12 protein-coding genes are annotated in these 14986 nt (G+C 61.7%); 3 read left to right on the top strand and 9 right to left on the bottom strand.

Features of this window, described 5'->3' with window-relative positions:
- Positions 1-4: 4 nt before the first annotated feature.
- The 6 genes from V8G57_RS07630 to V8G57_RS07605 form a co-directional block, all read right to left on the bottom strand.
- Complete coding sequence (locus V8G57_RS07630) at positions 5-1486, bottom strand: RNA polymerase factor sigma-54 (RefSeq protein ID WP_092394520.1); 1482 nt, start codon at positions 1484-1486, stop codon at positions 5-7.
- Positions 1487-1589: 103 nt separating this feature from the next.
- On the bottom strand, positions 1590-2336 hold the full coding sequence (gene lptB, locus V8G57_RS07625; RefSeq protein ID WP_144740127.1) for an LPS export ABC transporter ATP-binding protein: 747 nt from the start codon (positions 2334-2336) through the stop codon (positions 1590-1592).
- On the bottom strand, positions 2333-2875 hold the full coding sequence (lptA, locus tag V8G57_RS07620; protein ID WP_092394526.1) for a lipopolysaccharide transport periplasmic protein LptA: 543 nt from the start codon (positions 2873-2875) through the stop codon (positions 2333-2335). The genes lptB and lptA overlap by 4 nt, the downstream gene beginning before the upstream one ends.
- Before the next feature lie 56 nt (positions 2876-2931).
- Complete coding sequence (gene lptC, locus V8G57_RS07615; RefSeq protein ID WP_092394529.1) at positions 2932-3525, bottom strand: LPS export ABC transporter periplasmic protein LptC; 594 nt, start codon at positions 3523-3525, stop codon at positions 2932-2934.
- Positions 3522-4103 (bottom strand): KdsC family phosphatase, encoded by a 582-nt coding sequence (locus tag V8G57_RS07610; protein WP_342828867.1) that lies wholly within the window; start codon positions 4101-4103, stop codon positions 3522-3524. Before V8G57_RS07610 ends, lptC begins: the two co-directional genes overlap by 4 nt.
- Positions 4103-5134, bottom strand: a complete 1032-nt coding sequence (locus V8G57_RS07605; protein WP_092394535.1) for a KpsF/GutQ family sugar-phosphate isomerase — start codon at positions 5132-5134, stop codon at positions 4103-4105. Before V8G57_RS07605 ends, V8G57_RS07610 begins: the two co-directional genes overlap by 1 nt.
- Positions 5135-5268: 134 nt before the next feature.
- Between V8G57_RS07605 and V8G57_RS07600 the strand changes: the two genes are divergently transcribed.
- Positions 5269-7293, top strand: coding sequence for a monovalent cation:proton antiporter family protein (locus tag V8G57_RS07600; protein WP_092395065.1), 2025 nt, complete (start codon positions 5269-5271; stop codon positions 7291-7293).
- 65 nt (positions 7294-7358) lie between these two features.
- Positions 7359-8516 carry a PepSY-associated TM helix domain-containing protein gene (locus V8G57_RS07595; protein ID WP_342828866.1) on the top strand — a complete coding sequence of 386 codons (1158 nt, stop codon included), beginning with the start codon at positions 7359-7361 and terminating at the stop codon, positions 8514-8516.
- Positions 8517-8537: 21 nt separating this feature from the next.
- On the opposite strand, the gene V8G57_RS07590 is transcribed toward V8G57_RS07595, so the two are convergent.
- The 3 genes from V8G57_RS07590 to uvrA form a co-directional block, all read right to left on the bottom strand.
- Entirely contained in the window at positions 8538-9755 is a 1218-nt protein-coding gene (locus tag V8G57_RS07590; protein WP_342828865.1) for an FAD-dependent oxidoreductase, read from the bottom strand.
- A gap of 25 nt (positions 9756-9780) precedes the next feature.
- A complete protein-coding gene (locus V8G57_RS07585; protein ID WP_092394544.1) occupies positions 9781-10560 on the bottom strand; it encodes a phytanoyl-CoA dioxygenase family protein in 780 nt (259 codons plus the stop codon).
- 90 nt (positions 10561-10650) lie between these two features.
- Positions 10651-13515: an excinuclease ABC subunit UvrA gene (gene uvrA, locus V8G57_RS07580; protein ID WP_092394547.1), complete on the bottom strand. Its 2865-nt coding sequence runs from the start codon at positions 13513-13515 to the stop codon at positions 10651-10653.
- A 247-nt stretch (positions 13516-13762) separates the two neighbouring features.
- Between uvrA and V8G57_RS07575 the strand changes: the two genes are divergently transcribed.
- Positions 13763-14959, top strand: coding sequence for an MFS transporter (locus V8G57_RS07575; RefSeq protein ID WP_175500912.1), 1197 nt, complete (start codon positions 13763-13765; stop codon positions 14957-14959).
- Positions 14960-14986 lie beyond the last annotated feature (27 nt).

The following is a 14986-nucleotide window of genomic DNA, read 5'->3' as shown; positions in this document are numbered from 1 at the left end:
AGAACTACAAGGCCTTGCGTAAATTAACAGACGGAATTTTCAGTGCTTCGCGATATTTTGCGACGGTGCGGCGGGCTACCACCATACCTTGTTCCGCAAGCATGTCGGCAATCTTGCTGTCAGAGAAAGGATTTTTTGTATCTTCCGCTCCTATCAATTGCTTAATGAGTGCCCTGATTGCCGTTGAGGAAGCCTCTCCACCTGCCTCAGTAGCAACATGGCTGCCGAAGAAATACTTCAGTTCAAACATCCCGTGGGGAGTGAGCATGTATTTCTGAGTGGTTACACGAGAAATAGTACTCTCGTGTAGTCCCAGTGTATCAGCTATTTCACGCAACACAAGCGGCCGCATGGCCACCGCGCCGTGCGAAAAGAAATTCCTCTGGCGTTCCACGATGGCTTGCGCCACGCGCAGGATGGTGTCGAAGCGCTGCCGCATATTCTTGATCAGCCACTTGGCTTCCTGCAGCTGCGAAGTGAGCGCGCCGTCGCCCTTGCTTTGCTTCAGAATGTTGGCATACAGGACATTCACCCTGAGCCTTGGCATGACGTCATTGTTGAGCATGACCTGCCAGCCCTGCTTGCTGCGCCTGACGATCACGTCGGGCACGACGTAGTCGGAAGTGTTGGCGGCGAACGGCGCGCCGGGGTGCGGATTGCACTGCTTGATGACTGCCTGCGCTTCGCGCAGGTCTTCGTCGTCGCAATCGAGCGCCTTCTTGATTTTATTGAAATCGCGTTGCGCAAAAAGCATCAGGTGATCTTGCACGATCGCCAATGCAAGCCGGCGCGTGACAAATGGCACTTTGATAAAACGCCTGATCTGCAAGCTCAGGCATTCCGCCGCATTGCGGGCGCCGACGCCTGCCGGGTCGAAACTCTGCACCATCTTCAGCGCCGTCGATAATTCCTCGATGGCGATTTCCAGTTCCGGCGGCAGCCGCTCCAGGATTTCTTCCAGCGATTCTTCCAGGTAGCCGTTGTCGTCCAGCGCATCGATGGTCAGCTCGACCAGGGCGCGGTCACGCAAGTCGTGCAGCGTTTCGCGCATCTGCTGCAGCAGATGTTCGCGCAAGGTGGATTCGTGGGCTTCCAGCTGCGGCCGCGCATCTTCGTCATCCGGGGTTTTTGAACTGCGCGCGACATCGTCGAAACTCCATTCGCTGTCGCCGCTTTCCGGGCCGCTCTCGGCGGCCGGCGGCGTGTCCAGCCCGGTTTCGCTTTCGCTCGGCGAGCTGCTCACTTCGCTGTCGCCCACCGGGGCATCCATGGTCGACGCGGTGCCGCTGATGGCGCCGTCCGCCAGCAAGCGTACGGAATTGTCGAGCGGGTCGTCGACCCGCTCCAGCAGGGGATTGTCCGACAGGATCTGTTCCAGCTCCTGGTGCAGTTCGAGCGTGGACAATTGCAGCAGCCGGATAGACTGCTGCAACTGAGGTGTCAGCGCAAGATGCTGCGAGGTGCGTAGCTGGAGTGATTGTTTCATGGCTTCCGTGCAGACAATTCACTGGTATTTCTTTATTCGGGGCAGGCTGCCGCAGCGCGGCGCATTCCCTTGCCCCCGACCGTTCGGGCATATCTCGATGAAGCTACATGCGGAAATGCTCGCCCAGGTATACGCGCCGCACCGACTCGTCGGCGATGATGTCGTCCGGACTGCCGCTGGCCAGCACGCTGCCCTGGTTGATGATGTAGGCGCGATCGCAGATGCCCAGTGTTTCGCGCACATTGTGGTCGGTGATCAGCACGCCTATGCCGCGTTCCTTGAGGAAGCGGACGATGCGCTGGATCTCGATCACGGCGATCGGATCGATCCCGGCAAACGGTTCATCCAGCAGGACGAAGCGGGGATTGGTGGCCAGCGCGCGGGCGATTTCGACCCGCCGGCGTTCACCGCCCGACAGCGACAGCGCCTGGTTTTCACGCAGCTTTTCGATTTGCAGCTCGTGCAGCAGCTTCTGCAGCTGCTCGTCGATTTGAGCCTTGGTGAGCGGCTTGCCGTTGGGACGCTGCAGTTCCAGCACGGCGCGGATATTGTCTTCCACCGTCAGCTTGCGGAACACCGATGCCTCTTGCGGCAGGTACGACAGGCCGAGCACTGCACGCCGGTGGATAGGCAAGCGTGAAATGTCGACGCCGTCGAGGTCGATCTCGCCGCCGTCCGACGGCACCAGGCCGACGATCATGTAGAAAGAAGTAGTCTTGCCGGCGCCGTTGGGGCCCAGCAGGCCGACCACTTCGCCGCAATGCACTGTCAGCGACACGTCGTGGACTACCTGGCGCGCGCCGTAGCTTTTCTGCAGGCCTTTGACGATCAGGGTGCTGGGAGCTGTCATTGCGGAGCTTTCGGGCGCGGCTGGATGACGGCGCGTATGCGTCCGGCGCCTGCCTGGCTGTTGCCGTTGACGGTATTGTTGACCGAATAGAATTCAGTGCGGCTGTCGTAGGAAATGAATTCGCCGTTCACTTCGTCGGTTGGTTTGTCGCCTTGCAGGCGGCGCATCTGCGCCTTGGAAAACAGCTTGGTGATTTCTGTCTTGCCGTCGTATTCGATGCGTTCGGCATGGCCGTCGATCCACAGGTCGGGGCCGCCGTCGCGTTTTTGCTTGAACGTGGCGAGCTTGCCGGGATCTGCGTACAGGGTGGCGAACTGGTAGCCGGACGGATCGGTAGTCACCACCACGCGGTCGGCTTTCATCAGCAGCGTACCGCGCGTCAGCACCACGTTGCCGGTAGCGACATTGACCTGCTTGACGTCGTCATAGGTGAGCTGGTCGGAATCGATCAGCGTCGGTTTTTCGGAGTCTGCTTTTTCTGCATGCGCCACGCCTATGGCGCTAAGCAACAGCAGGGATATGAAAAATAGTCGTTTCATGAAAAATCCTGGATAAAGGATAGAACGGTGTGCATAAAATGGCCTGTTTGCCTGGATCAGCGAGGTTTGGGCGGAAACACGCCGTGGACCTTGCTGAACAGTTTCAGTACACGCGTGGAATTATTGAAATCCATGCCGGTGCCATGCAATACCGATTGTCCCAGCGTGAGCTCCACCGGTTTGTCGGACTGCATGACGTCGTCGTCGGGCAGCAGCAGCAGGTATTCGGATTTCAAGTGGAAATTGTCGGCCTGCGGCGTCTTCGGCCGGTCCGCATTGACGTCGCCGTACAGATGCACCTTGCTGTTGTTGTCTTCGATCTTGCCGCGGTCGGCGCGCAGGTTCATCGGCGGTTTTTCCTTGTCCAGGCTGTGGATCAGCGGCTTTTGCACATCGAACGAATCGTCGCCTGGATTATGTGTCAGCCGGTCGCCGGAAATGTTGTAGCGCGGCTGCCCGGTGGGCGACATCTGCACGTAATTGAAATGCTCGACGAAATAATCGGGTTCGGTGCGCGCCGCCTTCGGCAGCAGGTCTTCGGTATTCTGGTGCATCACCTGCACCAGCCAGAAACTGCCGAGCGCCAGCAAGATGAACAATATCAGCAGCAGCAGGAAGCGGAAGCGGTAGGTGGAGCGCAGGTTTTTCATGCAATGTCCTGCGGTGTGGTGCGCAGGTACGACGCCAGCGTCGCTGCGTAGGTATTTTGCGCCTGCATGATCAGGTCGCAGATTTCACGCGCGGCGCCGTGGCCGCCGCTGGCCTGGGTGACATAGTGCACGCGGCTGCGGACATCGGGATGGCCGTTGGGAACGCTGACCGCAAAACCGACCTGCGACAGGATCGGCAAGTCGATCACATCGTCGCCGATAAAGCCGCAGGCATCCGGCGCCAGTCCCAGCTGTGCAAGCAATTTGACAAATGCCGCGTGCTTGTCATGTACGCCTTGCTGCACATGAGCGATGCCAAGGTCGCTGGCGCGGCGGCTGACGATCGCCGACTGCCGCGCGCTGATGATGGCGGTGGCGACGCCGCTCTGCTGCAACTGCTTGATGCCGTGGCCGTCGAGCGCGTTAAAGCGCTTGAGCTGTTCGCCGTCGGCGCCGTACAGCAGGCCGCCGTCAGTCAGGATGCCGTCGACGTCGAAAATCATCAGGCGCACCCGCGCTGCGCGCGCTGTCAGGTCGGCGAGGTTGGTGCTGTCGCCGTGCTTGGCCTGGATATTCATCAGATTACCTTGGCGCGCGTCAGGTCATGGATATGCAGCGCGCCGACCAGCATGCCAGTGGCGTCGGTGACCAGCAGCTGGTTGATGCGGAATTGCTCCATCATGTGCACCGCGTCGACCGCCAGCTGGTCCGGGCCGATGGAGCGCGGGTTGGCGTGCATGACGTCGGCGATCGTGAGCTTGGTGAAATCCTGCACCTGTTCGATCAGCCGCCGCAGGTCGCCATCGGTAAAGACGCCGATGGCATGGAATTTTTCATCCACCACGGCGGTCATGGCGATGCCCTTGCGGGTGATTTCCAGCAGCGCCAGCGACAGCGATACGTCCGCGGTCACGGCCGGAATCGCTTCGCCGCTGCGCATGACGTCGCGCACGTGGGTCAGCAGGCGCCGTCCGAGCGCGCCGCCGGGATGGGAGCGGGCGAAATCTTCTTCGCGGAAGCCGCGCGCGTCCAGCAGCGCCACCGCCAGGGCGTCGCCCATCGCCAGCGTCGCGGTGGTGCTGGCGGTCGGCGCCAGGTTCAGCGGACAGGCTTCCTGGTCGACCCTGACATCCAGGTGCACATTGGCCAGTTGCGCCAGCGCCGAGTCCTGGTTGCCGGTCATCGCGATCAGGCTGGCGCCCATGCGCTTGATGATCGGCACGATCGCCATCAGCTCCGCGGTTTCGCCGGAATTCGAAATGGCGATGAACGCATCGTCCTCGGTCACCATGCCGAGGTCGCCATGTGCCGCTTCGGCCGGATGGATGAACAGGGCTGGAGTGCCGGTAGAGGCCAGCGTGGCGGCGATCTTGCGGGCGATATGGCCGGATTTCCCTATTCCAGAGACCACCACCCGGCCGCTGCAGTTGAGCAGCAAGGCAATCGCCTGTGCAAAAGGATCGTTGACGTCGTCGGAAACCCGGTTCTTCAGGGCGATGATGGCATCGGCTTCGATTTGCAGGGTGCTCCGAGCAAGTTTCAGCGCACGGCCGGCGTCGAATGACTTGGGCAGGGTTTGGGACAAAATTTTAGTATCGGTTAGACTCATCCCGAAAGTATAAACGAAATCCTAAAGCAAAAAACTTGCCAGTCTCGATCGGCTTCAATTAATCTGTCCCTAGTTCTGCCCGCATTAGCGTTGCTGCAACAATGTGTTGATATTGAAATAATTAATTACCAATGATGCTTACCGGACTAGAACTGACAATCTTGCTGCTTGGCTCCGCCGTACTGGGCGTGGTGGCTTTTCGCAGCTTTCATTTGCCGCCGATGCTGGGCTACCTGGCGGTGGGTATCCTGATCGGCCCGCATGCGCTGGGTTTTGCCGAAGACAACGCCACCACCCACGCGCTGGCGGAATTCGGCGTGGTGTTCCTGATGTTTTCGATCGGCCTCGAGTTTTCGCTGCCGAAACTGACGGCGATGCGGCATATCGTGTTCGGCCTGGGCATGGCGCAGGTTGGATTGACCATCGGCGCCACCATGCTGTTCAGCTGGCTGATGGCGGTCATCCTGCCGCAGCTCACCAATATCAGCTGGCAGGCTGCGTTCGCCCTGGGCGGCGCGCTGACCATGTCTTCCACGGCTATCGTGTCCAAGCTGCTGACCGAACGCATGGAGCTGGAAAGCGAACACGGCCGCCGCATCATCGGCATCCTGCTGTTCCAGGACCTGGCGCTGGTGCCTTTGCTGATCGTGGTGCCGGCCCTTGCCGAGCATAACGGCAACCTGCTGGCGACGCTGGCCTGGGCCAGCGGCAAGGCGGTGCTGGTGCTGGCGCTGCTGTTGTTCTTTGGCCAGAAGCTGATGCGGCGCTGGTTCCAGATCGTGGTGCGGCGCCGTTCGCAGGAGCTGTTCATGCTGAACCTGCTGCTGATCACGCTGGCCGCAGCCTGGATTACCGAGCGCGCCGGCCTGTCGCTGGCGCTGGGCGCGTTCATTGCCGGCATGCTGATTTCGGAAACCGAATACAAGCACCAGGTGGAAGAAGACATCAAATCGTTCCGGGACGTGCTGCTGGGGCTGTTCTTCATCACCGTCGGCATGCTGCTCAACCTGCGCCTGGTGATTGAACACTGGTGGCTGGTATTGCTGCTGCTGATCGGCCCGGTGTTCCTCAAGTTCGTGCTGATCGCGGCGCTGGCGAAAATCTTTCGCTCATCCACCGGCGTCGCGCTGCGCACCGGCCTGGCGCTGGCGCAGGCCGGGGAGTTCGGCTTCGTGCTGCTGAACCAGGCCGGCGGCCTGCAGCTGGTTGATCCCTTGCTGATCCAGCTGATCCTGGCGTCGATGGTGTTGTCGATGCTGGCGGCGCCATTCATCCTGGCCAAATCCGACGCCATCGTAATGAAACTGTCTTCCAGCGAATGGATGATGCAGTCGCTGGCCTTGACCCAGATCGCGACGCGCACCATGGCCACCAAGAAGCACGTGATCATTGCCGGCTTCGGCCGCAGCGGCCAGAGCCTGGCCAAGCTGCTGGAAGAAGAGGGCATCGATTACCACGCGCTCGATCTCGACCCCGACCGCGTGCGCGACGCCCGCTCTGCCGGCGCGCATGTCTCCTACGGCGACGCCTCGCGCCGCGAAAGCCTGGTGGCGGCCGGCGTCCATCGCGCCGCCGCCCTGGTGATCACCTACGCCAGCACACCCTCGGCCTTGAAGGTATTGCACCATGTCAGCGAACTGGCGCCGGCCCTGCCGGTAATCGTGCGCAGCTACGACGACACCGATCTCGACCAGCTGCGCGCCGCCGGCGCCACTGAAGTGGTGCCGGAAGCGCTGGAGGGCAGCCTGATGCTGGCCTCGCACGCGCTGGTCATGCTGGGTGTGCCCTTGCGCCGGGTGGTGCACCGGGTGCAGGCGACGCGTGACGAACGTTATGCCGCGCTGCGCGGGTTTTTCCACGGCATCGACGATGCGCAGGATACCGCCGACCACCTGCAGGTGCGCCTGCACTCGGTGGCTTTGCCGGAAGGCGCGCGCGCCATCGGCCGCTCGCTGGCCTGGCTAGGCTTGCCGGAAATGGGCGCCGAGATCGCCGCCTTGCGGCGCGGCCGCAGCGGCATTGCGCCGACGCCGGAAGCAGTGTTGCAGGCAGGAGACATCGTTGTCTTGCGCGGCGCCGCCGACGCCATCTCTCGCGCCGAAGGGCGTTTGCTGCAAGCCTGGAGCAGCGCCAGCCAGCACAGCGACGAAGATTTTTGAAATAATACCCATTCTCATTCAATCGACATTTACAATACGAACTTTGAGTAAGCGGGTTTGTGATTGTGAAAAAAGAAATACGTCATTGGCTGGTCAAGCTGCACCGCTACAGCGGCTTGCTGCTGTCTTTGTATATTGTCATGGCAGGCCTGACCGGCGCCGCGCTGGCGTTCAACGACGACATCGACGCCTGGCTCAATCCGCAGTTCTACCATCTCGGCTCCAGCGGCAACCGGCAGCAGCCGATCGATGCCTTGGTGACCCGGGTCGAGCAGGATTACCCGCACGCGCGGCTGGCCTTTTTCTCGATGGGGCCGGACGTTGGCGCGCCGCTCGAGGCAAAACTGCGGCCGCGCAAGCCGAGCGATGAGCTGGCGGTGGATACGGTGTTTATCGATCCGGTCACGGCGGCCGTGGTCGGCGAGCGCAATACCAAGGCAGTCAGCCTGGCGCCGCAAAACCTGATGCCTTTCCTGTTCCGCCTGCATCGCTACCTGCTGCTGGACAAGCCCGGCGCCATCATTTCCGGCAGCCTCGGCCTGTTATGGCTGGCGACGCTGCTGATCGGCTTCGCGCTGGCCTGGCCCAGGCATCGCAAGGGCTGGGGCAAGGCGCTGTCGATCAAGCGCGGCGCCGGCAGTTTTCGCCTGATGTATGACTTGCATCGTACGGTCGGCCTGGTCGCCGGGGTGCTGCTGGTGATCACCGCGTTTACCGGCGCCGTGATGAACCTGCCGGACGTTGCCCGTCCGCTGGTCTCCAGCCTGTCGCCGCTGACGCCGCCGCCCAAGGAAGTCGCCAAATCGCTGGCTACCGAGAACAAGCGGCAGATCAGCTGGCAGCAGGCGCTGGCTTCGGCGCAAGCCAGCCTGCCGCTGGCCACCCCGGCACGCATCGCGCGTGACGAAAAACACGGCATTTACCAGGTCCGCCTGCGCAAGCCGGACGATATCCAGGACAGCGGCAGCGTACGCGTATTTGTCGACGCTGCCGACGGCCGTGTGCTGCGCTCGCTGGATCCCTTGAAAGGCTCGGCCGGCGATACCTTCATCGGCGTGCAATACGGTTTGCATACCGGCCAGATCATGGGTTTGCCGGGTAAGATGCTGGTCGCCTTCCTCGGTTTCCTGCCGCTATTGTTCATGATTACCGGCATCGCCATCTGGCTGAAAAAGCGCAAATCGGAAGCGCTAGTGAGAGCGCGCCACCTGCACCCGGCCTGACAGCGGCCGAGGCCGCGATAGTTACTTCGGTTGCCGCAGCTTGCCGAACAGCCAGCCGGTCTTGCTGCCGCTGAGCGTCATCGCCATCTGCTGGCGCGCGATAGGCATGCCGCATAGCGGGCCCAGGGCGATGTCGCGCAAGGTGCTGGCGATGCGCGAATCGGATTGGAAAAAGGGCGTCAGCAGCTTGCTGGCGCCCTGGTAATAACGCAGATGCGTGCGCCGCCGCTGCGAATACAGGGCCAGCGCTTGCTCCACCACCGGCGCCTCGGCAAAACAGGCCGCCAGCGTCATCGCATCGACCAGCGCCAGGTTGGCGCCTTGCCCCAGCTGCGGACTGGTGGCGTGGGCGCAGTCGCCGATGCAGACTACCCGCGCATCGTGCCAGTGCCGCATCTGCACATCGGCATAACGCGCAAAGGTCAGTTGCTCCGGGCTTTGTATATGTTGCAGGACCGTGGCAACCGGAGCCAGCTCCAGCACCGATTTCTTCCAAGCCTCCAGTCCTTGCTCTTGCCAATGCTGCAGGCGGTCCGCGCGCAGGCTCCAGAACAGGCTGAGTATCGGCCTTTCCATTTGCTTATACGCAAAGCCGGTAGGCATCAGGCCCAGCATCTGGTGCGCATGGCGGAACCATTGGCGCAGTCCGCCCTGCGTCAGGCCATCGTCAGGCACCAGCGCCCATAGTGCACCCCAGGGATAAGGCGTGACCTTTTGCGGAATCGCCAGCGCCGCCCGCAGTTGCGAACGGGTGCCGTCGGCGATGACGGCGCAATCGAATTCGCCGGCGGCAGCCTCAACGCTGCCTGGTGCAGGGTCGCGGGAAAACAGCAAGGTCTTGCCGCCCGACTGCTGGATGCGGGTGATGTCGGTCGCGCTGCGGACTGCGATTCCCGCTATCTGCACCGCTTGCCATAGCACGGAAAACAAGGCGCCGCGATGCAGGCCGAGGCCGAACGATTGCGGATCATGGTGGCGATAGTGCACATCCAGCACGGTGCGGCCGCCGGCCGTGGTGCCGAACAGGCGGTCGTTGCGGGCGCCGTGTTCCAGGATGGTGTCAAGCAGGCCAAGCGCCGCCAGCACGTGCATGCCGGTCGGCTGCAGCAAGATGCCGGCGCCTACCGCGGTGGGTTGCGCCACGCGTTCGAACAAGGTGACCTGGTGGCCGGCGCGGGCCAGGAACAGGGCGCTGGCGGCGCCCGCGGTGCCGCCGCCGACGATGGCTATGCGCAGCATGGCGGCTGTACGCTGAAGGCGAGCTTCAATGGCTCAGCAGGATATTTTCGGAAGCGGCGGAGCGGCTGCCGGGCAGCGGCTGGTTGCTTTGCCCGTGATAGGCAAACACCACCGATTGCTTGACCGCTTCGGTATTGTTCCGTCCGGCGGCATGGAACAGGCCGCTATGGAAAAACACCACGTCGCCTTGCTGCAGTTCCACTGCTTTTCCTTGCGCAAACAAGGCCTGGTTTGCCGCCACTTCCGGGCGCAGGAAATCGAGCTCATCCATTTGCTCGGGCTTGATATCGAAGCGGTGCGAACCGGGAATGAAGCGCAGGCCGCCGTTGTCCTGGTTCTCGCTGTCGAGCGCCAGCCAGACCGAGATCAGCTCGTTGCGCGGGAACGACCAGTAGCGGATATCGCGATGCCAGCCGGTGGCGGTGCCGAAATGCGGGTGCTTGGTCATCACGCAGTTATGGTGCGACAAGGTGAGGCATGCCGGCTCGCCGAGCAGCAGTTCCAGCATCGCCACCAGCTGCGGATTGCCGGCCCAGGCGCGATAGCTGTCGTGGCGCTGGTAGGCATTGCGCAAGCGGCGCGCGGTGCGGCCGCCGGCGCTGTCGAGCGATTTCGGCGCGCCGGCATAACCGACTTCAGCTTCGTATTCCAGCGGCGCTATCGCCTGCGCCAGGTGTGCATTGGCGGTGGCGATCATCAGTTGGCAATCCGCAGCCGGCACCATGCGCGGCAGGATCAGGTAGCCGTCTTTTTCAAAGGCGTCGATTTGCGCTGCGGACAGCGCCGGAGTGGTGTGGGTAGACATGGTTATCTCGTTTATCGCATCCATTGACGAAGCGCGGGCCCGGGTGCTGCTGCTCCCAGGCCAAGGCGGCCGTCGATATGAAATGGCTGTTTATTTTTTTTGCAGTAAAGGTCCCAGGTATTTGCCGGTAACGCTGGCCGGGTTTGCCGCCACCTGCTCCGGCGTGCCGGTAGCGATGATGCGGCCGCCGCCGGCGCCGCCTTCCGGCCCGAGGTCGATCAGCCAGTCCGCGGTCTTGATGACATCCAGGTTGTGTTCGATGATGACCACGGTATTGCCCTGGTTGCGCAGGCGATGGATCACCTTCAGCAGCAGGTCGATGTCATGGAAGTGCAAGCCGGTAGTCGGTTCGTCCAGGATATACAAGGTGCGGCCGGTGTCGCGCTTCGACAGCTCCAGCGACAGCTTGACCCGCTGCGCTTCGCCGCCGGACAAGGTGGTCGCGCTCTGGCCAAGGCGGATGTAGCCGAGGCCGACATCGAGCAGCGTATGCAGCTTGCGGGCGATGACCGGCACCGGCTTGAAGAATTCATAGGCTTCTTCCACCGTCATGCCCAGCACCTCGGTGATGCTCTTGCCCTTGTAATGCACTTCCAGCGTTTCCCGGTTGTAGCGTTTGCCGTGGCACACGTCGCAAGGCACATACACATCTGGCAGGAAGTGCATCTCGACCTTGATCACGCCGTCGCCCTGGCAGGCCTCGCAGCGGCCGCCCTTGACGTTGAACGAGAAACGGCCGGCGTTGTAGCCGCGTTCCTTGGCCATCGGCACGGTCGAGAACAGATCGCGGATCGGTGTAAACAAGCCGGTGTAGGTCGCAGGATTGGAACGCGGCGTGCGGCCGATAGGAGCCTGGTCGACCGAAATCACCTTGTCGAAATGTTCCAGGCCGCCGATCGATTCGTGCGCCGCCGGCTCGGCTTGGGAGCCGTACAGGTGGCGAGCGGCGGCGTGGTACAGCGTATCGTTGACCAGGGTCGACTTGCCCGAGCCGGAAACGCCGGTAACGCAGGTCAGCAAACCGACCGGCAAGTTCATCGTGACGTTTTTCAGGTTGTTGCCGGTGGCGCCGGTGATGATGAACTGGCGGTCGGGATCGGCCGGCGTACGCGTTTTCGGCACGGCGATCTTGAGCGTGCCGTTCAGGTATTTTGCGGTCAGCGACTTCTTGTTCTTGAGGATCTGCTCCAGCGTGCCTTCGGCAATCACCTCGCCGCCGTGCACGCCCGCGCCCAAGCCCATGTCGACCACATAGTCAGCGGTGCGGATCGCATCTTCGTCGTGCTCCACCACCAGCACGCTGTTGCCGATATCGCGCAGATGGCGCAAGGTTTCGATCAGGCGGTCGTTGTCGCGCTGGTGCAAACCGATCGACGGCTCGTCCAGCACGTACATCACGCCGGTCAGGCCGGAGCCGATCTGCGAGGCCAGCCGGATCCGCTGCGCTTCGCCGCCGGACAAGGTGTCGGCGCTGCGTTCCAGCGACAGGTAATCGAGACCGACATTATTCAGGAAAGTCAGGCGCGAGACGATTTCCTTGATGATGCGGTCGGCGATTTCCTTCTTGGCGCCGGTCAGCTTGAGTTTCTCAAAGAACGCCAGGGTTTCGCGCAGCGGCGTCGCCGCGATTTCATAGATGGCTCTTTCCTGCTTGCCGTTGCCGACCTTGACGAAGCGCGCTTCGACCCGCAGCCGCGCACCGTGGCAGGACGGGCATTCTTTTTCGTTGATGAACTTGGCCAGCTCTTCCTTGACCGCCATCGAATCGGTTTCGCGATAACGGCGCTGCAGGTTGTTGACCACGCCTTCAAAGGTGTGCTCCTTGATCACCGTGCGGCCGCGTTCGTTGACGTAGCTGAACGGAATGGTTTCCCGGCCGGAGCCGTACAGCACGGCTTGCTGGGCCTTTTCCGGCAGTTTTTCAAACGGCACGTCGATGTCGAAATCATAGTGCGCCGCGATGCTGGTCAGCATCTGGAAATAGAACTGGTTGCGCCGGTCCCAGCCCTTGACCGCGCCGCTGGCCAGCGACAGGTTAGGGAAGGCGACGATGCGTTTTGGATCGAAAAATTCGATATGGCCCAGGCCGTCGCATTCCGGGCAGGCGCCCATCGGGTTGTTGAAAGAGAACAGGCGCGGCTCCAGCTCCTGCAGCGAATAACCGCAGATCGGGCAAGCGAACTTGTTGGAATACATGTGTTCGGTGCCGCTGTCCATTTCCAGCGCAATCGCGCGCCCTTCGGCCAGCCGCAATGCGGTCTCGAAGCTTTCCGCCAGGCGCTGCTTGGTATCGGCTTTGACTTTCAGGCGGTCGATCACCACGTCGATGGTGTGCTTCTCGGTTTTTTTCAGCTTGGGCAGGTCGTCGACTTCGTAAATCTTGGCGGTGCCGGTCCCGCTCTGGATGCGGAAGCGCACAAAACCCTGGGCCTGCATCTGTTCGAACAGGTCGACATGCTCGCCCTTGCGGTTGGCCACCACCGGCGCCAGGATCATCAGCTTGGTGTCGTCCGGCATCGCCAGCACCGCATCGACCATCTGCGACACGGATTGCGCCGCCAGCGGCTTCTCTGGATGGTCCGGGCAATACGGCGTGCCGACCCGCGCGTACAGCAGGCGCAGGTAGTCGTGAATCTCGGTCACGGTGCCGACGGTGGAGCGCGGATTGTGCGAGGTGGCTTTCTGTTCGATCGAAATCGCCGGCGACAAGCCTTCGATCAGGTCAACATCCGGCTTCTCCATCAGCTGCAGGAATTGCCTGGCGTAGGAAGACAGCGATTCGACATAGCGCCGCTGGCCTTCCGCATACAGCGTGTCAAACGCCAGCGACGACTTGCCGGAGCCGGACAGGCCGGTGATCACGATCAGTTTGTTGCGCGGTAAATCCAGATTGATGTTCTTGAGGTTATGCGTACGCGCACCCCGGATGCGGATCTCTTCCCGATTTTTGTCCATCTACAGCTTTCAGCGTGAGTTTAAGGCCGTGTTGGCTTGTTGGAATTGCAATTTTCACGTCTGAAAGGCTTGCCGCGAGGCTCCTGGCGGGAATCGCTGCCGGGCGCGGCCATGCCATATCAAACGGATCAACCTGATACTATAACGGGTTTCGATCTTCGTCGTTGTGCAGCCTTAACTGCGCCATCCGGTAATGCCTCATATGAATAGTTCGTCCTCCTCTCTCGATAACGATGCCGGCAGCGCCATGAGCCGCGCGGAAGTCAAGGCCAGCGGCGCCCTGGCGTCGATATTTGCCTTGCGCATGCTGGGCCTGTTCCTGATCCTGCCGGTATTCGCAGTGCACGCCAAAACCCTGCCCGGCGGCGACAGCGCCGCCCTGGTCGGCCTCGCCATGGGCATCTACGGCCTGGCGCAATCATTCGGACAGATTCCGTTCGGCGTCGCGTCCGACAAATACGGCCGCAAGAAAATCATCGTCATCGGACTGATCCTGTTTGCACTGGGCTCTTTCATCGCCGCCGCTGCCGGCAATATCTACTGGGTCATCATCGGCCGCGCGATCCAGGGCGCGGGCGCCATTTCGGCGGCGGTAACCGCCTTCATCGCCGATTCCACCAGGGAAGAACACCGCACCAAGGCCATGGCCATGGTCGGCGGCTCCATCGGCCTCACCTTTGCCTTGTCGCTGATCATTTCGCCGCTGTTGTATGAATGGGTGGGCATGGGCGGCATTTTCGCCATGACCGGCATCCTGTCGGTGGCAGCAATTGCCGTGGTGGTATGGCTGGTGCCTGCGGCGCCGCTGGTCAAGGCCAGGCGCGTGGCCTGGTCGGAGATCCTGCGCAATGGCGAGCTGATGCGGCTCAATTACGGGGTATTCGCCTTGCACATGACGCAAATGGCGATGTTCGTGGTGATGCCGGCGGCGCTGGTCAAATACGCCGGCCTGCCGCTGGAGTCGCACTGGAAAATCTACCTGCCGGTGGTGCTGGCTTCTTTCGTGCTGATGCTGCCGCCGGTATTCGCCGGCGAGAAGCAGGGCAAGATGAAGCAAGTGATGGTGGCTGCGGTGGCTTTGTTGTTTGCCGTGCAACTCGGCTTGCTGCTGACATTCTCCATGGCAACTATCCACTGGCAGTGGCTGGTCGTGCTGCTGCTGGGGTTTTTCATCGCTTTCAACGTGCTGGAAGCCAGCCAGCCGTCGCTGGTGTCGCGCATTGCGCCGCCGGCCGCCAAGGGCGCTGCGCTGGGCGTGTACAACACCATGCAGGCCCTGGGTTTGTTCTGTGGCGGCGCCCTAGGCGGATTGCTTAAACAGCATGCCGGCGCCCCCGCGGTTTTCATTTTAGGAGGGGCGGCGACCCTCGGCTGGCTTATAATCGCATCCAGCATGAAAAATCTGCCGCGCCGTGGCCGGACGGCCACCACCGCGGCGGCATGATTTCCAAGGCATTTTTTCAAGATATTC

Origin of the sequence: Collimonas rhizosphaerae, assembly GCF_038896935.1 — a bacterium.
GTDB lineage: Bacteria > Pseudomonadota > Gammaproteobacteria > Burkholderiales > Burkholderiaceae_D > Collimonas > Collimonas rhizosphaerae.
Note: the sequence above shows the minus strand (reverse complement) of the source record. Positions and strands in the feature narration are given on the sequence as shown.